We start from the raw sequence: 17,766 nt of genomic DNA, 5'->3' as shown, positions 1-17,766 counted from the left end.
AGGGACCCGACCCGACATGCATGAAAAGACCGTAGCCGAGATCGCCGCCGCCCTGCGTGCGGGCGAGTTCTCCAGTCGCGAGGTCACCGAGGCCTTTCTGGCGCGCATCGACGCGCTGAACCCGGTGACCAACGCCGTCATCACCCCCACGCCGGAACAGGCCCTGGCCGCCGCCGATGCGGCAGATCAGCGCATCGCCGCCGGCGAGGCCGGACCGCTCACCGGCGTGCCGCTGGTGCACAAGGATATCTTCTGCACCCAGGGGGTGCGCACCAGCTGCGGCTCGCGGATGCTGGACAACTTCACCGCCCCCTACGACGCCACCGTGGTGGGCAAGCTGGCCGACGCCGGCATGGTCATGCTGGGCAAGGCCAACATGGACGAGTTCGCCATGGGCTCCTCCAACGAGACCAGCTACTACGGCCCGGTGAAGAACCCCTGGGATTTGGACGCCGTGCCCGGCGGCTCCTCCGGCGGCTCCGCCGCGGCGGTGGCCGGGCGCCTGGCGCCGGCGGCCACCGGCACCGACACCGGCGGTTCCATCCGCCAGCCGGCGGCACTGTGCGGCCTCTCCGGGCTCAAGCCCACCTACGGCCGGGTCTCCCGCTACGGCATGATCGCCTTCGCCTCCAGCCTCGATCAGGGCGGCCCCATGGCCCGCACCTGCGAGGACTTGGCGCTGCTGCTCGGCGGCATGGCCGGCTTCGACACCCGCGACTCTACCAGCGTCGACCACGTGGTGCCCGATTACACCGAGACCCTCAACCGCTCGGTGAAGGGGCTGAAGATCGGCGTGCCCAAGGAGTTCTTCGGCGAGGGCCTCGACCCCGAGGTGCGCCGGGTGGTGGAGGCCGCCATCGAGGTCTACCGCGAAGAGGGGGCCGAGATCCGCGAGATCTCGCTGCCCAACACGCGGCACTCGGTGCCGGTCTATTACGTCATCGCCCCGGCCGAGGCCTCCTCCAACCTCTCGCGCTATGACGGGGTGCGCTACGGCTACCGCTGCGAGGACCCCAGCGACCTGGAGGACCTGTACAAGCGCTCCCGCGGTGAGGGCTTCGGCGAGGAGGTCAAGCGCCGCATCCTGGTGGGCACCTACGCCCTGTCCGCCGGCTACTACGACGCCTACTACCTCAAGGCCCAGCAGGTGCGGCGCCTGATCCGCGACGACTTCACCCGCGCGCTGCAGGCGGTGGACGTGATCATGGGCCCCACCTCGCCCACCGTGGCCTTCAACATCGGCGAGCGCACCGACGACCCGGTGCAGATGTACCTCTCCGACGTCTACACCCTGGCGGTCAACCTGGCCGGCGTGCCCGGGCTGTCCATCCCCGCCGGCTTTGCCCAGGGCCGCCCGGTGGGGCTGCAGATCATCGGTGATTACTTCGACGAGGCCCGGCTGCTCAACGTCGGCCACAAGTACCAGCAGGTGACCGACTGGCACCGGCAGGTCCCCCAGGGCTTCGAGTAAGCGTCGGCTCGAACGGCACCCGGCAGCAGTCAGCCAGTCCCCAGGGCTTCGACCAGGAACACGATTATGGAATGGGAAACGGTAATCGGGCTTGAGATTCACGCCCAGCTCGCCACCAAAAGCAAAATCTTCTCCGGTGCGGCCACCGCCTACGGTGCCGAGCCCAACCGCCAGGCCTGCGCGGTGGACCTGGGCATGCCCGGGGTGCTGCCGGTACTGAACAAGGGCGCGGTGCGCATGGCCACCAAGTTCGGCCTGGCCATCGGCGCCAAGATCGCCCCGCGCTCGGTGTTCGCGCGCAAGAACTACTTCTACCCCGACCTGCCCAAGGGCTACCAGATCAGTCAGTACGAGCTGCCCATCGTGGAGGGCGGCGAACTGTGGATCGAGCTGGAGGACGGCGAGCGCAAGCGCATCGGCGTCACCCGCGCCCACCTGGAGGAGGACGCCGGCAAGTCGCTGCACGAGGACTTCCACGGCATGACCGGAGTGGACCTCAACCGCGCCGGCACCCCGCTGCTGGAGATCGTCTCCGAGCCGGACCTGCGCAGCGCCGCCGAGGCCGCGGCCTACATGAAGAAGCTGCACGCGCTGGTCCGCTACCTGGAGATCTGCGACGGCAACATGCAGGAGGGCTCCTTTCGCTGCGACGCCAACGTCTCCGTCCGGCCCAAGGGCGAGGAGAAGTTCGGCACCCGCGCCGAACTGAAGAACCTCAACTCCTTCCGCTTTGTGGAGCGCGCCATCAACTACGAGGTGGAGCGCCAGATCGCGCTGATCGAGTCCGGCGGCACGGTGGTGCAGGAGACCCGCCTGTACGACGCCGACAAGGGCGAGACCCGCTCCATGCGCACCAAGGAAGAGGCCAACGACTACCGCTACTTCCCGGACCCCGACCTGCTGCCGGTGGAGCTGGACCCGACGTTCATCGAAGAGGTCCGCGAGACCCTGCCGGAGCTGCCGGACGAGAAGCGGGCCCGCTTCGTCGAGGAATACGGCCTGTCCGACTACGACGCCGGCGTGCTCACCGCCACCCGTGAGCTGGCCGAGTTCTACGAATCCGTGGTGACCGAGTCCGGCGGCTTTGCCAAACGCAGCGCCAACTGGGTGCAGGGCGACTTCCTGGGCGCGCTCAACAAGGCCGGCCTGGAGCTGGCCGACAGCCCTGTCACCCCGGAGATGCTCGGCCGGCTGGTCGCCCGCATCGAGGACGAGACCATCTCCGGGCGCGTGGCCAAGGAGGTGTTCGAGGCCATGTGGAACGGCGAGGGCGAGCCGGACCAGATCATTGAGGCGAAGGGCCTCAAGCAGGTCACCGACACCGGTGCCATCGAGGCCATGATCGACGAGGTGCTGGCGGCCAACCCCAAACAGGTGGAGCAGTACAAGGGCGGTAAGGACAAGCTGCTGGGCTTCTTCGTCGGCCAGGTCATGAAGGCCTCCCGCGGTAAGGCCAACCCGGGGCAGGTCAACGAGCTGCTGAAGGAAAAGCTCGACAGCTGAGCGGGCGGAGGCCCCTTGAGCAGACCATGACCGACCACCTGCATCGCTTTATCTTCGAGCACGCCAGCATCCGCGGCGAGCTGGTCCAGCTCAGCGAGAGCTACCGGGAGGTGCTGCGCCGGCGCCCCATGCCCGAGGGGCTGGCGCGGCTCACCGGTGAGGCGATGGCCGCCGGCGCCCTGCTGGTGACCACGCTGAAGTTCAAAGGCCAGCTCAGCCTGCAGTTCCAGGGCGACGGCCCGGTGGGGCTGCTGCTCGTCCAGGTGGGCAGCGACGGCGGCCTGCGGGCCACCGCCCGCTGGAATGAAGACGCCAACCTGCCGGAGCCCGGCGCCCCGCTGGACCGGTTTTTCGGCCAGGGCCATCTCGCCATCACCATCGAGCCCAAGGACGAGGGCGAGCGCTACCAGGGCCTGGTGGGCCTGGGCGGCGGCCGGCTGGCCGAGGCGGTGGAAGGCTACTTCCGCGACTCTGAACAGTTGGACACCCGCATCTGGCTCAGCAGCGACAGCCAAACCACCGCCGGCCTCCTGCTCCAGCGCCTGCCCGGTGAGGACCCGGACCCCGATGCCTGGAATCGCGCCGGCCTGCTGGCCGACACCCTGACCATGGACGAACTGCGCAACCTGGATGCCGGCGAGATCCTCCGCCGACTCTTCCACGAAGAGGACCTGCGGCTGTTCGACCCCACCCCCTTCCGTTTCCATTGCAACTGCTCACGCGAGCGCATCAGCCACATTCTGCTCTCCATGGGCGAGGCGGAGATCCGGGAATTGCTCCGCGAACAGGGCACGATCGAGACCCACTGCCAGTTCTGCAACGCCGGCTACCGTTTCGATGCCGTCGACATCGAGCAACTCTTCAGCGACAAACCCAGCCACGGCCCACAGACACCCCCCACCCAGCACTAGGCCAACGCCGGAGAACGCACCCTTTGGCACCGCGATGACGGAAACGTCCGCCCCGTCATCGCGAGCCCCCCGCCCCGCTGCGCGGGCCCGAATCAACGAGGAACGGGGCACCCCTGTCATTGCCAGGGCCGAAGGCTTTCCCCCCGTCATCGCGAGGGCCGAAGGCCCGTGGCGATCCAGAGGGGTAGACTGCCACGTCGGCTTCGCCTCCTCGCAGTGACGGGGGGGGCTGTGACAGCACGTGCCCTCCACCCGTCATCGCGAGGCGCGCAGCGCCGTGGCGATCCAGAGCGGTAGACTGCCGCGTCGGCTCCGCCTCCTCGCAGTGACGGGGGGCTGTGACGGTGGCAGGGGCCGTTCCCGTTCGCCGGCAAGGTATAGTAGAAAGGTGCCTCATACTATCGTATTGCCGATCGAACTGAACTAGCCTCAATCCATGGACCGAAATCGCCAGCCCTCAGCCACCCAGCATCGCACCACCGATTCCGCGGGTGAGTCCCGGCTTTACCAGCGGGTATTCGAGCAAAACCCCGACGGCATGCTGATCATCGAGGGCCACCGGTTCGTGGTCTGTAACCGGGCGGCGGCCGAGCTTCTGGGCTACGAGGACGTCGGCCAACTGCTCGGACGCACCCCCGAGGAGATCTCGCCGGTCTGCCAGCCCGACGGCCACAGCTCCGCCAAACGGTCCCGCGAGGTGGTGGCCCAGGCCCGGGCGCGGGGTTCGCAACGCTTTGAGTGGCAGCACCTCAAGGCGGACGGCAGTCCGATTTGGGTCGAGGTGCTTTTGACCGGCCTGGACCGAGATGAACGGTCCAAAATTCTAGTCGTCTGGCGGGACATCTCCCGGCGCAAGGCCCTGGAGGCGGAGGCGCGCGCCGCCCAAGCCTCGCTGGAGGCCATCATCGAGCACAGTCCGGTCGGGCTGCTGTTCCTGGACGGCGAGCGCCGTATCCTGCATTGCAACCCCGCCTTCTTGCGCATGACCGGCTACCGGGCGGAGGAGGTGTTGGGCCGGACCACCGCCTTCCTATACACGAGCCACACCGACTACGAGGCCACCGGCGAGGCCGTCTACCCGGTGCTGCGCCAGGGCCGCACCTCGGAGATCGAACGGGAATTCGTACGGGCCGACGGCGAAGTCATCACCGTCTCCCTGCTGGGCCGCCCGCTGGACCCCTGTGACCTGTCCCAGGGCTTCGTCTGGGTGCTACAGGACATCAGCGAGCGAAAGGCCCTCCAGGACGCGCTGGAGCGGGAGGCCACCTTCGATCAGTTGACCGGGGCACTCAACCGGCGCCGCATTGAGCAGGCCCTGGCGCGGGAGATGGAACGGAGCAACCGGCACGGCGATGCCCTGTCGGTGGCCCTGCTGGACGTGGACCACTTCAAACGCGTCAACGACCAGTACGGCCATAACGTGGGCGACCGGGTGCTGCAAACGCTTATCCGGCGCTGCAAGGAGAACCTGCGGGCCGTCGACCTGATCGGCCGCTGGGGAGGGGAGGAATTCCTCATCGTGCTGCCTGACACCGATCGGCACAGCGCCCTGCAACTGGCCGAACGCCTGCGCGCCCGGATCGCGGAGAGGGCGCGCGCCGACACCCACGGTGTCACGGTCAGTCTGGGGCTGGCCAGCTTCCGACCCGGTGAGGGTCTGGATCAGTTGGTGAAACGGGCCGACGACGCCCTCTACCGGGCCAAGGACCGCGGTCGGAACCGCGTCGAGGGCGAGCAGCCTGAGGACTAAGGCCCGGGACGGCGTTACCGTCGGGGCCCGCGGCGTGCCAGCAACCCGTCGCGCTCCCAGGCCAGGGCGTGGGCGACGATGGTGTCCAGGTCAGCGTAGCGCGGGCTCCAGTCCAGAGTGCGCAGGATGCGCCGGTTGTCCGCCACCACCTGCGCCGGATCGCCGGCACGCCGCGTCCCCAGGGTGACGGGAAAGTCCGCGCCACTCAGCCGCTTCACGGCCTCCAGCACCTCCAGCACGCTGTAGCCACGACCATAGCCGCAGTTCAACACTTGCGAGTCGCCGCCATCCACTAGGTGGGACAGGGCCTGGATATGGGCCCGGGCCAGGTCCTCCACGTGGATGAAGTCCCGCACACAGGTACCGTCCGGCGTGGCGTAGTCGGTGCCGAAGACGGTGACCCCGTCGCGCCGCCCGACAGCGGCCTCGCAGGCCACTTTGATCAGGTGGGTGGCCTGGGGCGTCGCCTGCCCCAGTCGCCCCGACGGCTCGGCCCCGGCCACGTTGAAATAGCGCAGGCACACATAGCGCAGGTCGCTGGCCGCCCCCAGGTCCATGAGCATGCGCTCAGACATCATCTTCGAGGCGCCATAGGGGTTGATGGGCGCCAACGGGGCGTCCTCGGCCACCGGCATGGTCTCGGGCATGCCGTAGACCGCCGCGGTGGAGGAGAAGACGAACCGCTTCACCCCAGCCTCGTGGCAGGCCTGGAGCAGTTGCCAGGTGTTCCGGGTGTTGTTGCCGTAATAGCGAAGCGGATCGCTCAGCGACTCCGGCACCACGGTATGGGCGGCAAAATGGAGCACGGCATCGAAGGCGTGGCGGGCCAGGGTCTCCGCCAACTGCGCCGTATCCGCCAGGTCGGCCCGCACCAGCGGCGCCTCGCCCACCGCCCAGGCAAAGCCGGTGCTCAGATTGTCGTACACCACCGGCTCGTGGCCCGCTGCCAGCAGTTGGCGCACCACATGGCTGCCGATGTATCCGGCGCCGCCGGTTACCAGTACCCGCATCGCATCCCCCGGCCCATGGCCTCAGTCACCCCGCATCCAGCGATACCAGAATAACCCCAGGTACTCGTGCATGGCCAGCCAGCTCATGCGCAGGGCGTTGGCCTGGGGCCGCAACATCCCCCAGGACCAGCCGCGGTCGTGGGGCACAAAGGCGCCGGTGGGGGCCGGCAGCACGGTTACGCCTGCCTGCTCGAAGGCCCAGACCGCCCGCGGCATGTGGTGCGCATGGGAGACCAGCGCCACGCGCGACAGGCCCTGCCGGGCCAACAGCTCTGCTGTATGCTGCGCATTACCCCAAGTATCCCGCGCCTCACTCTCCGTGAGTATGGGGTCCACACCGAATTCCGCCAGCACCTCCGCCATCCAGCGCGCCTCTGGCTCGCGATCGGTGGCAGCCCCACCGCTGGCGATCACCGGCAGCCCGGTCTCGCGGTGCAGATAGGCGGCGTAGCGCAGCCGCACCAACGCCAAGTCGTTCACCGTCTCGCCGCTGAACTCGTCCGCGCCGCTGCGGTAACCGGCACCGAGCACCACAATGGCCTGGGCGTCGCGCAACTGCGCCGGCTGCACCGGCGGGCAGTCGGCCTGCAGACCATCCATGAGCGCGTAACCCACCGGCGGCAGGGCGCTGAGCCAGGCGAGCAGTAGCCCCAGCAGGAGGAGCAGCCGGCCCGGGCGCCAACGCGACAGCAGCAGGCCCAGCAGGGCCAGTAGCAAGGGCCCGCTGGGCGGCAGCAACCAATCGGCGAGGCTACGCAACGCCATTCAATACCGGGGAGGGCTTTCGCGGGGCATGGGCGGCTCGGGGGCCTACGGTTCAGTGCGCCTGGGCCATCGGCGACGGCTGGGTCGCCGGCCGCGGCTCCCAGGGCAGTTGCGACTCAAAGGCCAATCCGATCCGGTTGACCCGGGTGCGCACCACCGCCGCCAGCTTCATGCCGAACCCGGGAATACGCACGGACACCCGATCCCCGGGGTTCAATCCATCACAATCCTCCACCGCCGCCCCGCCCCGGGAGAGGTCCCGCATCGCGCACTCGGTGCGTCGGCCGTGGGCCCAGAGGCTCACCGGACAGCCCTGCGGCACCCGCCGGTGGCGTCGGCGGTCCACCCAGTAGGCCGGTGTGTCATCCGAGTACCCGGGCGTCTCGCGAGCCAGCTCACCCAGGGGCTGCTGGGCCATGTATTTCTCCGACGCCCGCCGGTGGCGCGGGTCGCCCGAATTGGCGTAGATCCGCGCCTGCGCCAGGCTGTTGACCGGCGGCTGACCGAGGCCGCGGATCAGCTCGGCGACCAGTTCCGGCGAGGCCCGGCGAAAGGCGATCTCGTTACCCACCCGTTTGTAGAGTTCGGCGTGGATCTCGTCCAGCTTTCTCAGGCGCTCCGGCCAGTTCAGCCCCCGCAGCGTGCCCTCCCACGCCGTCCGGTACTCGTTGACCAGCGTCTTGATATCCATTGTGACTGGGCTCCCGATAGGCCCGCATATTCACGCCCGGACAGCCCCGGACCCTGACAAACCGCTGAACAACCCTGATGGCCAGCAAAGTGCTTCCGCCATCGCCTGTCCCAAGGCTTCCTTCCGTCATCGCGAGCGAACGCTTCACTTCACTCATCGCGAGGAGCGGACGCTTCACTTCTGTCGTCGCGAGCCCCCCTCCCCGCTGCGCGGGCCCGAATCAACGAGGAACGGGGCACCCCCGTCATCGCGAGGGCCGAAGGCCCGTGGCGATCCAGGGCGGTAGACTGCCGCGTCGGCTTCGCCTCCTCGCAGTGACGGTGGGGGCGAAGGCTTTCCTCTCGTCATTGCGAGGGCCGAGGGCCCGTGGCGATCCAGAGCGGTAGACTGCCACGTCGCTTCGCTCCTCGCAGTGACGGTGGAGACGAACCCGCTCCTCGCAGTGACGGTGGAGGCGAACCCGCCCCTCGCCGTGGCGATGGCAGCGAACCCTCCGCTCGCCGTGACGGTGGCAGCGAACCCGCCGCTCGCCGTGACGGTGGCGGTGGCTCTACCCTTTCATCACGCCCAATTAACTCGTATTAGTCATACTTAGGTGTAGCATACAGCGTCGGATGTGCAGCCCCTGGCCGGTGTGACCGGGGTATCACCGCTCGATGTCCGGGATCAGCACCGCTGGAACCTGACGCAACCTGTGCTTCACTTTGGATACCGGGAGCACATATTCCGGTGCTCATAAGCCGTGCTTCAGAGAACACGATGATGATAAGGAGTAAGGACATGTCTCGATTTGGGCGTCCCGGATTCTGGCGAGGCCTCTGCGTCCTCTGGCTGGGCGGCCTGCTGGCGGCCTGCGCCGGCACCCACCCGGATGCGCCCAACGAGGTCGAGGAGCGCCATCTGGACCAATACATCATCGGGCCGGGGGACACCCTCAACGTCAGCGTCTGGCGTAACCCGGACCTGTCCACCTCGGTCCCCGTCCGCCCAGACGGCCAGATCACCACGCCCCTGGTCGAGGACGTGCAGGCCAGCGGCGTTACCCCCACCGAGCTGGCGCGGACCATGGAGGAAGAGCTCAGCCGTTACATCCGTGACCCGGTGGTCACGGTGGTGGTCACCGGCTTCGCCGGCCCCTACGACCGCCAGGTGCGGGTGATCGGTCAGGCGGCGCAGCCCCAGGCCCTGCAGTACCGCGAGCACATGACGGTGCTGGACGTGATGATCGCAGTCGGGGGTATCACCGATTTCGCCGCCGGCAACCGGGCGGTGATCATCCGCCACGAAAACGGAGAGCGGAAGCAGTACCGGGTGCGTCTCGACGACCTGGTCAATGGCGGCGACATCACCGCCAATGTCGACGTGTTGCCGGGCGATACCCTAATTATCCCGGAACGCTTCTTTTAACCACTTAGCACGGATCGCGAGGAACGGCCACGGTGCGCATCTTCGGACACCACGTGCCACGCAAGGTGCTGCTGCTTGCCGGTGTGGAGGGGCTGATCATCTACGGCTGTCTGGCCCTGGCCCTGCTGGTGCAGGCCGACGGCAGCCTGGTGCCCGGGGCGGTCACCATGGAACTGCTGGCCACCGCCCTGATCGCCCTGCTCAGCCTCAGCCTGCTGGGCCTGTACGAACCCGACCAACTGGTGGCGATCCAGGGCTGGCATCTGGTGGTGCTGCGCATCGCCGTGGGCCTGCTGGTCGCCCTGGGCATCGTCGCCGCCTACGGGCTGGTCGCCCCGGCGGCCACGCTGCAGAACGGCACCATCTCCATCGGCCTGGCGCTGGCCTCGGTGGGGCTGGTGGCAGAGCGCAGCCTCTACCGCAGTGTGACCGCCCAGGAGGCGTTCAAACACCGGCTGCTGGTGCTGGGCACCGGCTCCCGGGCTGCCGCGGTGGAGCACGTGCACCCGGACAAGCGGCCGGAGGAGCTGCCCTACAAGGTGCTGGCGTACATCGCGCCGGTCGACGACGGCCATGTGGACATGTGCCCCAGCCGGGTTATCCACCGGGAGGAGGGGCAAACGCTGCTGGATCTGATGCGTGAGCACCGGGCCCATGAACTGGTGGTTGCGGTACGCGACCGGCGGGGCAACCTGCCCATCCGCGAGCTGCTGGACTGCAAGCTGCATGGGGCACGGATCACCGACATCTCCACCTTCTTCGAGCGTGAGCGCCAACAACTCCGGCTCGACTCACTGAACACCAGCTGGCTCGTGTTCGGCAGCGGCTTCCGCCAGGACCGCTTCCGCAACACCGTCAAGCGCTGCTTCGACCTGACGGCCAGTTCCGTCCTGCTGCTGCTCACCCTTCCGGTGATCCTGATCACCGCCCTGGCCATCCGCCTGGACAGCCCCGGACCGGTCTTTTACCGCCAGACCCGGGTGGGTCAGGGCAATGAGCCGTTCGACATCTACAAGTTCCGTAGCATGCGCCAGGATGCGGAGCGCGACGGCGTGGCCCGCTGGGCACAAGGCGACGACGACCGCATCACCCGCGTCGGGCGCGTCATCCGTAAGCTGCGCATCGACGAACTGCCCCAGGTCATCAATGTCTTCAAGGGCGAGATGTCCTTCGTCGGCCCACGGCCGGAGCGGCCCTTCTTCGTCGAGCAGCTCAGTGAGCAGATCCCCTATTTCCTGGCACGGCACAGCATCCGCCCTGGCATCACCGGCTGGGCACAGGTGCGTTACGCCTACGGCGCCTCGGTGCACGATGCGCGGGAGAAGCTCCAGTACGACCTCTACTACGTCAAGAACCACACCCTGTTCCTGGACATCGTCATCCTGCTGGAAACCGTCAAGGTCGTCCTGTTCGGGCGGGGGGCCCGCTGAGTGCCCCGGGTAAACTGAGATGGCCGCGGCAAGCTACCTGATCGCCACCCTGGCATTCCTCGGCCTGGCGGCCACCATCCTGCTGCGCTGGCGGGACCGAACCTCCGCGCTATGGGTGGCCGGCGCCTCACTGGCCTCGGCCTTGTGGGCCGGCTACCTCACCGTGTTGGCCCACACCCACGGCGGTCAAGCCCTACTCTCCGCGGGTGTCCTCGAGCTGGCGCGCAACGGCGCCTGGTTCGTGGTGCTGCTCACCCTGCTGGCCAGCAACGCCGGTACCCGGCACGCCCTGCCGGCCGCCTTCCGGCGCTGGGTGGCGGTGGTGGCCGGCTTCCTGCTGCTGCTCCTCGTCCCGGTGGCCTGGCCGGGGCTGGAGGCCTGGCAGGCGGTCGCCATGCTGGCGCTGGCCATCGGCGGCCTGGTGCTGGTCGAGCAGACCTACCGCAACACCCCGCCCCAACGCCGTTGGGAGATCAAGCCGCTCTGCCTGGGGCTGGGCGGTCTGTTCGCCTTCGACCTCTTCCTGTTCGCTGACCTGGCCCTGTTCGGCACCCTGAACAGCCCCTCCTGGCAGGCCCGCGGCCTGGCCAACGCCCTGGTGGTGCCGCTGCTGGCCCTGTCCATGGCCCGCGCCCTGCCGCGCCAGGAGGGGCCCACCGTCTCCCGCCACCTGCTCTTCCACACCGCCACCCTGGTGGGGGCCGGACTCTACCTGCTGGCGGTGGCCAGTGCCGGCTACTACCTGCGCCACTTCGGCGGCGAGCTGGGGGCCGCGCTGCAGGTGGTGTTCCTGTTCGGTGCAGGGCTGTTGCTGGCGCTGGTGCTCTTCTCCGGCAGCTTCCGCGCGCGCCTCAAGGTGCTGCTGACCAAGCATTTCTTCAGCTATAAGTACGACTACCGCCAGGAGTGGCTGCGCTTCACAGGCACCCTGTCCACGGAGGACGTGGACATGCCTTTCCGGCAGCGCGCCGTCCTTGCCATCGCGGAGATGGTGGACAGCCCCGGGGGCCTGCTCTGGGCACGTGGGGACGATGGCGCCTACACCCTGGACGGGGTGCTTAATCTGGGGGCCCCGGACCACCCCCCCGAGGAGCCGGAGGGCGAGCTGGTCGCCTTCCTGGTCCGCAGCGGCTGGGTGATCGACCTGGATGAGTACCGCAACGAGACCGGCCGCTACCAGGGCGTGGCGCTGCCGGGGTGGCTGGTGGACAACCCCCGCCACTGGCTGGTCATCCCCCTGCTCAAGGACGACGAGCTGGTGGGCTTTGTGGTGCTCTCTCAGCCGCGGGCGCCACGCGGGATCGACTGGGAGGACCGCGACCTGCTCAAGACCGCGGGCCGCCAGCTCGCCGTCTACGTCGCCCTGGTACAGGCCAACGAGGCGCTGCTGGAGGCCCGCCAGTTCGAGACCTTCCACCGTCTGGCGGCCTTCCTGGTCCACGACCTGAAGAACGTCTCGGCGCAGCTCTCCCTGGTCTGCTCCAACGCCGAACGCCACAAGGACAACCCCGAGTTCGTGGCGGACGCCTTCCGCACCATCGCCAATGCCCGCGACCGGCTGGACCGCACCCAGGCCCAGTTGCGCAAGGCCCAGCCGCGTGCGGACGCCCCCCTGCACCCACTCAGCCTGCGGGCGTTGCTCGACGAGGTGATGACCCACAGCCAGGACCTGCGACCGGCACCGGAACTGCGTATCAAGGCGGACAGCGAGGTGCTGGGCGACCACGAGGGCCTGCTGAATGTCCTGCTGCACTTGGTCCGCAATGCCCAGGAGGCCACCCCGGACGAGGGCTGGGTCCGCTTAACCCTGTACAAAGACGGGCCATGGGCCATTATTGAGGTGGCGGACAACGGCTGCGGCATGGCCGAGGACTTCATGCAGCGCCGCCTGTTCCGCCCGTTCCAGACCACCAAGGGCAATGCCGGCATGGGCATCGGCGTGTACGAGGCCCGCGAACACATTGTCCGCATGGGCGGCCGGCTGGAGGTCGCCAGCAAACCCGAGCAGGGCACCACCTTCACTGTGAAACTGCCCGCCCGGGCCAGCGGCGCGGCAGCGGTGCAGGCATCTTGACGCCCGTCATCAGAGGAGGAATCAGTGGCCGAGGCGCTTAAACTACTCATCGTCGAGGACGACCAGGGACTGCAAAGCCAACTGCGCTGGTGCTTCGAGGGCTATGACGTCCTGCTGGCCGCCGACCGTGCCAGCGCCATGGCCCAGGTGCGCCGTCACGCACCGCAGTTGGTCACCCTCGACCTGGGCCTGCCGCCGGACCCGGCCAATGCCTCCGAGGGGCTGGCCGTGCTGGAGGAGATCCTCTCCGTGGCGCCGGAGACCAAGGTCATTGTGGTCACCGGCAACGATGATCGCGCCAACGCCCTGCAGGCGGTGGCGCTGGGCGCCTACGACTTTTACATCAAGCCAGTGGACGCCGACATGCTGCGCCTGATTGTGGATCGGGCCGCCCGACTCTACGAGCTGGAGGAGGAGAACCGGCGGCTGGCCCGCGGCGGCGAGTCGCCCCTGGCCGGGGTAATCACCACTGACCCGGGGATGCTGCGGGTCTGCCGCATGGTCGAGCGGGTGGCGCCCTCCGACGCCACCGTGCTGCTGCTTGGCGACAGCGGCACCGGCAAGGAGGTGCTGGCCCGGGCCGTCCACGACCTCAGTAACCGGGCCGGCAAGCGGTTCGTCGCCATCAACTGCGCCGCCATCCCCGAGAACCTGCTGGAGAGCGAGCTGTTCGGGTATGAAAAGGGCGCCTTCACCGGCGCCACCCGGCAGACCATCGGCAAGATCGAGCACGCCGACCAGGGCACACTGTTCCTGGACGAAATCGGCGACCTGCCACTGAGCCTTCAGGCCAAGCTGCTACGCTTCCTGCAGGAGCGCACCGTGGAACGGCTGGGCGGCCGGCGCGAGATCCCGGTGGATATCCGCGTGGTGGGAGCCACCAACCAGGATCTGGCCCGGCTGATCAAGACCGGTGATTTCCGCGAGGACCTCTACTACCGGATCAGCGAGATCAGCATCGACATCCCGCCCCTGCACCAGCGCAAGGGCGACCCCAGCCTGCTGGCGCACGCCTTTCTCGAGCGCTTCGCCCGCGAGCAGCGCAAGCCGCGCAAGGGCTTCACCAGCGGCGCCATCGACGCCATCCAGGGCTATACCTGGCCAGGCAATGTCCGCGAACTGGAAAACGTCATCCGACGGGCGGTCATCATGGCCGACGGGCCACGGATCACCGCCGAGGATCTCGGCCTATCCTCTTCTGAGGAACCGGAAAAACCCCGCCTGCTGCGCGAGGCACGGGACCAGGCCGAATACGACGCCGTGGTCACCGCCATGGGCCGCGTCAACGGCAACATTGCCCAGGCGGCAGACCTGCTGGGCATCACCCGGCCGACGCTGTACAGCCTACTCGACAAGTTTGAACTCAGGTAACGCTCATCATGAAGAAACGCCCGCAACGCTCCCGTATCACCCGTGCGCTCCGCCCCATCAATCACGCCGAGCGCATGCATGGCGCCGGCTGGCGGCGGCGCCTGGGCGTCCTGGCCTTCTGTATCACCCTCGGCGGCGGCCTCACTGCCTGCGACAACATGGGCGCCAGCACGGAGGAGGACTACCTGGAACGGGCCCAGTCCCGGATGGAGCAGGGGGACTATGCAGCTGCACGGGTCGAGTTTCGTAATGCCCTGCAGTTGAACCCCCATGCGGCGGACACCCGGCGGGACCTGGGGCTCACCTACCTGGCGTTGGGGAATGTGGACGAGGCCCGCCGGCAATTGCGCCGCGCCCTGGAGGAGGGGGCCGACGAGGCGGAGATCGCCCTGCCGCTGGCAGAGGCGCTGTTCGAGCTGGACCGGCTGGACGAGATCCGGGCCATGGGCGTGCCCCCGGGGCTGGACCGAGCATCCAATGCCCGACTCCACGCGCTGCGGGCGGTTGCCTTCGCCGCCATCGGCCGGACCGAGCCGGCACAGTCAGAGCTGACCGCCGTGGACGGGCATGAATCGGCCGCCGCGCTGAGCGCGCTGGCCGAGGCCCACCTGGCACTGGCGGCCGGCGACCATGAACAGGCCGAGCACTGGCTGGACCAGGCGCTGGATGCCGATCCGGAGCTGGGCCAGGCCTGGAGCCTGCTGGCCCGATACCACCGCATCATGGGCGATAACGAGAGCGCCGAGGCGGCATACGGTCGGGCCATCGAACACCGGGCGGCCCCCGGCCGCGATCACCTGCGGCGGGCCATGGTGCGCCTGGACCTGGGTGACCGCGAAGGCACCCGGGCGGACATTGAGGGCCTCCGCCAGGGGGGCTCCGCGCACCCGGCCATCCCCTACCTGGAGGGCATGCTGGCGCTCCAGAACGAGAACTACGGCGACGCCCGGCGCAGCTTCGAGGAAGCCTTGGCCATGGATCGCAGCTACAGCGCGGCGCTGCTGGCCCTGGGCCAGACCCTCCGCCGGCTGGGCAGCGACGAGCAGGCGGAGCACTTCCTCAACCGCCATGTACAGGAGAGCCCGGGCTCGCTTCAGGGGATTCGCACCCTCATGGCGCTCTACGCCGAGCAGGAGCGCTTTGACGACGCCCTGCAGTTCCTGAACCGCGCCAGCCTGGACTATCCCGGTGATGCCGCCGACCTGCACGAGCTGCGGGGCCGCCTGATGATGCTCTCCGGCGACCCGGAGCGCAGCGTGCAGGCCCTGCGCAACGCCGTGGCCGCCCGCCCGGACGAGACCGGGCTGCAGGAGCTGCTGGCCGTGGCCCTGCTGCGCAGCGGCGAGACCGAGGCCGGGCTCGACACCCTGCGCGCCGCGGGCACCCAGGATGTGACCTCTCAGCAGCTTGACGCCACCATGGTGCTCTTCCTGCTCCAGACCGGCCGGTACGAGGAGGCCCTGGAGCGGGCCGAGCTGCTGCAGGCACGGCAACCCGACGCCGCGAGTCCGCACAGCCTCGCCGGCGCGGCGCTGATGGGGCTGGGCCGGGTCGAGGAGGCGCGTGAGGCCTTCAAGAAGGGCCTCGAGTTGGAGCCCGACAACCTCTCCGTGGCCATGAACCTGGCGAACCTGGAGTTGCAGACGGGCGACCGCGAGGCCGGCCGTCAGGTGCTCGAAGGTATTCAGGAAGCACACCCGGGACACGCCCGCTCCGCCCAGCGCCTGGCCATGCTCAGCCTGCAGGATCAGGACACCCAGGGCGCCGCGAAGTGGCTGCAGCGGGCCATCGATGCGCAGCCGGAGAGCCTGCCCCCCCACCTGATGCTGGCCCGCATCCAGGAGGACGAGGGCCGCCGGGAGGCGGCATTGCAGACCCTGCTGGGTGCCCGCGAACACCACGGTGACAACCCGGAGTTGCTTTACGCGCTGGCCGATGTGCAGATGAGCCTGAATCAGACCGACGAGGCCGTCGTGAGCCTCCAATCGGCGGTCGAGCGCGCCCCCGATAACACCGGCCTGCAGTTGGCCCTGGCGCGGGCGCAGGCCCGGGCGGACGACAACGAAGGGGCCGAGGCCACCCTGGAGGCCCTGCTGGAACAACAGCCCAGCCACTACGAGGGGCGGATGGCACTGACCCGGGGCCTGGTCAACCAGGGCCGGCTGGCCGATGCCCGCCCCCACCTGGATGAGCTGCAAGAGCGCTACGGCGACCGCCCGGAGGTTCAGGCGTTGCTCGGCCAAGCGGCACTGGCAGACGACCGGCTGGAGCCGGCCATTGAGCACTACCAGCAGGCACTGGCCGACGCCGACCCGCAGCCACGCCCCTGGGTCCACGCCCTGGCGGAGGCCCAGGTCGCCGCCGACCGCCCCGGGGAGGCCCTGGCCACTCTGGGACGCTGGCTGGAGGCCCACCCGGAGGACCGGGGCACCTGGCACCTGTACGCCAGCCGTCAGCTCGCCTTGGGCGACACGGCGGAGGCCTTGCAGGCCTATGAGCGCATCCTGGCGCAGGACAATGACGACGCCCTGGCCCTCAACAACGCCGCCTGGCTCCTGCGCGACCGCGACACCGAGCGCGCACTGGACTACGCCCGCCGGGCCGTGGAACTGGTACCGGAATCGGCCCAGATCCATGACACCCTCGGCGTGGTGCTGATCCACGCAGGCCAGCCCGCGGAGGCCCTGGAGACCCTGACCCGGGCCGGCGAACTGGCCCCCGAGTCGCCCACCATCCAGTACCACCTGGCCTGGGCCGAGCGCGAGGCCGGCGATACCGAGGCGGCAACCCGGCGCCTGAACCGGCTCCTTGAGGCCGAGCCCGATTTCCCGGAACGGGATGATGCGGAGCAACTGCTGGAGGACATCCGGCGCTGAGCGGGGGGGCAATCGCCCTCCGTCGCTCCCCGTCCGTCATTGCGAGCGTAGCGAGGCCATCTTTACGACATGGCAACCCGCGGGAAATGGATTGCTTCGTCGCTTCGCTCCTCGCAATGACGGAGGAGTGGGCCCGCTCCTCGCAATGACAGGGGTGAGGGGGCCCGCTCCTCGCAATGACAGGGGTGAGGGGGCTCGCTCTCCGCAATGACGAGGCCCGGCACGTCACTGCGAGCGCCCCCACCGTCACTGCGAGGAGGCGAAGCCGACGTGGCAGTCTACCGCCCTGGATCGCCACGGGCCTTCGGCCCTCGCGATGACGGCGGGGGAAGCCTTCAGCCCTTACTCTGACTGACAGGGGCTGCGCTCGCAATGGAGGAAGCGGAGGATCCGGAGCCATCGGAGCGGCGGGTGTGAGGGCAAGCCGGTGCCATCGACAGAAGAACAGGTAACCTAAAAAAACGAAGGGCCCCGGGAGGGGCCCTTCAGGTCGGTCACTACGCTTAC

The 17,766-nt window shown here is 68.6% G+C and carries 12 protein-coding genes; 9 read left to right on the top strand and 3 right to left on the bottom strand.

All coding sequences use genetic code 11. The features are described from left to right. Window positions 1-16 precede the first annotated feature (16 nt). The 4 genes from gatA to MLG_RS00810 all read left to right on the top strand — a co-directional run bounded on the left by gatA (window position 17) and on the right by MLG_RS00810 (window position 5,635). Window positions 17-1,471 carry an Asp-tRNA(Asn)/Glu-tRNA(Gln) amidotransferase subunit GatA gene (gene gatA, locus MLG_RS00825; protein ID WP_011627918.1) on the top strand — a complete coding sequence of 485 codons (1,455 nt, stop codon included), beginning with the start codon at window positions 17-19 and terminating at the stop codon, window positions 1,469-1,471. A gap of 66 nt (window positions 1,472-1,537) precedes the next feature. Further along, window positions 1,538-2,974 carry an Asp-tRNA(Asn)/Glu-tRNA(Gln) amidotransferase subunit GatB gene (gene gatB, locus MLG_RS00820; protein ID WP_011627917.1) on the top strand — a complete coding sequence of 479 codons (1,437 nt, stop codon included), beginning with the start codon at window positions 1,538-1,540 and terminating at the stop codon, window positions 2,972-2,974. Between the two features lie 26 nt (window positions 2,975-3,000). Next, entirely contained in the window at window positions 3,001-3,885 is an 885-nt protein-coding gene (hslO, locus tag MLG_RS00815; RefSeq protein ID WP_011627916.1) for an Hsp33 family molecular chaperone HslO, read from the top strand. A 436-nt stretch (window positions 3,886-4,321) separates the two neighbouring features. Continuing rightward, window positions 4,322-5,635: a sensor domain-containing diguanylate cyclase gene (locus MLG_RS00810; protein WP_011627915.1), complete on the top strand. Its 1,314-nt coding sequence runs from the start codon at window positions 4,322-4,324 to the stop codon at window positions 5,633-5,635. Window positions 5,636-5,649: 14 nt separating this feature from the next. On the opposite strand, the gene galE is transcribed toward MLG_RS00810, so the two are convergent. The 3 genes from galE to MLG_RS14620 are packed head-to-tail and all read right to left on the bottom strand — an operon-like array spanning window position 5,650 to window position 8,101. Next, window positions 5,650-6,645, bottom strand: a complete 996-nt coding sequence (gene galE / locus MLG_RS00805) for a UDP-glucose 4-epimerase GalE (RefSeq protein WP_011627914.1) — start codon at window positions 6,643-6,645, stop codon at window positions 5,650-5,652. 21 nt (window positions 6,646-6,666) lie between these two features. Then, window positions 6,667-7,410 (bottom strand): YdcF family protein, encoded by a 744-nt coding sequence (locus tag MLG_RS00800; RefSeq protein ID WP_011627913.1) that lies wholly within the window; start codon window positions 7,408-7,410, stop codon window positions 6,667-6,669. A 52-nt stretch (window positions 7,411-7,462) separates the two neighbouring features. Then, complete coding sequence (locus tag MLG_RS14620) at window positions 7,463-8,101, bottom strand: PilZ domain-containing protein (RefSeq protein WP_011627912.1); 639 nt, start codon at window positions 8,099-8,101, stop codon at window positions 7,463-7,465. A 780-nt stretch (window positions 8,102-8,881) separates the two neighbouring features. On the opposite strand from MLG_RS14620, the gene MLG_RS00790 reads away from it, so the two are divergent. The 5 genes from MLG_RS00790 to prsT are packed head-to-tail and all read left to right on the top strand — an operon-like array spanning window position 8,882 to window position 17,259. Continuing rightward, window positions 8,882-9,508: an XrtA/PEP-CTERM system exopolysaccharide export protein gene (locus tag MLG_RS00790; RefSeq protein ID WP_011627911.1), complete on the top strand. Its 627-nt coding sequence runs from the start codon at window positions 8,882-8,884 to the stop codon at window positions 9,506-9,508. Between the two features lie 32 nt (window positions 9,509-9,540). Next, the gene (locus MLG_RS00785; RefSeq protein WP_011627910.1) at window positions 9,541-10,938 is read left to right on the top strand and encodes a TIGR03013 family XrtA/PEP-CTERM system glycosyltransferase; all 1,398 of its coding nucleotides are present in this window, start codon (window positions 9,541-9,543) and stop codon (window positions 10,936-10,938) included. 19 nt (window positions 10,939-10,957) lie between these two features. Then, window positions 10,958-13,012 carry an XrtA/PEP-CTERM system histidine kinase PrsK gene (gene prsK, locus MLG_RS00780; RefSeq protein WP_011627909.1) on the top strand — a complete coding sequence of 685 codons (2,055 nt, stop codon included), beginning with the start codon at window positions 10,958-10,960 and terminating at the stop codon, window positions 13,010-13,012. Between the two features lie 24 nt (window positions 13,013-13,036). Then, entirely contained in the window at window positions 13,037-14,383 is a 1,347-nt protein-coding gene (prsR, locus tag MLG_RS00775) for a PEP-CTERM-box response regulator transcription factor (protein WP_011627908.1), read from the top strand. 8 nt (window positions 14,384-14,391) lie between these two features. After that, a complete protein-coding gene (gene prsT / locus MLG_RS00770; RefSeq protein WP_011627907.1) occupies window positions 14,392-17,259 on the top strand; it encodes an XrtA/PEP-CTERM system TPR-repeat protein PrsT in 2,868 nt (955 codons plus the stop codon). Window positions 17,260-17,766: the final 507 nt, after the last annotated feature.

It is taken from the genome of Alkalilimnicola ehrlichii MLHE-1 (assembly GCF_000014785.1).
Lineage (GTDB): Bacteria > Pseudomonadota > Gammaproteobacteria > Nitrococcales > Halorhodospiraceae > Alkalilimnicola > Alkalilimnicola ehrlichii.
Note: the sequence above shows the minus strand (reverse complement) of the source record. Positions and strands in the feature narration are given on the sequence as shown.

Excerpts from the sequence above, each read along its gene's own strand:
- gatA (WP_011627918.1), top strand. The coding sequence starts at position 17 with ATGCATGAAAAGACCGTAGCCGAGATCGCCGCCGCCCTGCGTGCGGGC.
- gatB (WP_011627917.1), top strand. The coding sequence starts at position 1,538 with ATGGAATGGGAAACGGTAATCGGGCTTGAGATTCACGCCCAGCTCGCC.
- hslO (WP_011627916.1), top strand. The coding sequence starts at position 3,001 with ATGACCGACCACCTGCATCGCTTTATCTTCGAGCACGCCAGCATCCGC.
- MLG_RS00810 (WP_011627915.1), top strand. The coding sequence starts at position 4,322 with ATGGACCGAAATCGCCAGCCCTCAGCCACCCAGCATCGCACCACCGAT.
- galE (WP_011627914.1), bottom strand. The coding sequence starts at position 6,645 with ATGCGGGTACTGGTAACCGGCGGCGCCGGATACATCGGCAGCCATGTG.
- MLG_RS00800 (WP_011627913.1), bottom strand. The coding sequence starts at position 7,410 with ATGGCGTTGCGTAGCCTCGCCGATTGGTTGCTGCCGCCCAGCGGGCCC.
- MLG_RS14620 (WP_011627912.1), bottom strand. The coding sequence starts at position 8,101 with ATGGATATCAAGACGCTGGTCAACGAGTACCGGACGGCGTGGGAGGGC.
- MLG_RS00790 (WP_011627911.1), top strand. The coding sequence starts at position 8,882 with ATGTCTCGATTTGGGCGTCCCGGATTCTGGCGAGGCCTCTGCGTCCTC.
- prsK (WP_011627909.1), top strand. The coding sequence starts at position 10,958 with ATGGCCGCGGCAAGCTACCTGATCGCCACCCTGGCATTCCTCGGCCTG.
- prsT (WP_011627907.1), top strand. The coding sequence starts at position 14,392 with ATGAAGAAACGCCCGCAACGCTCCCGTATCACCCGTGCGCTCCGCCCC.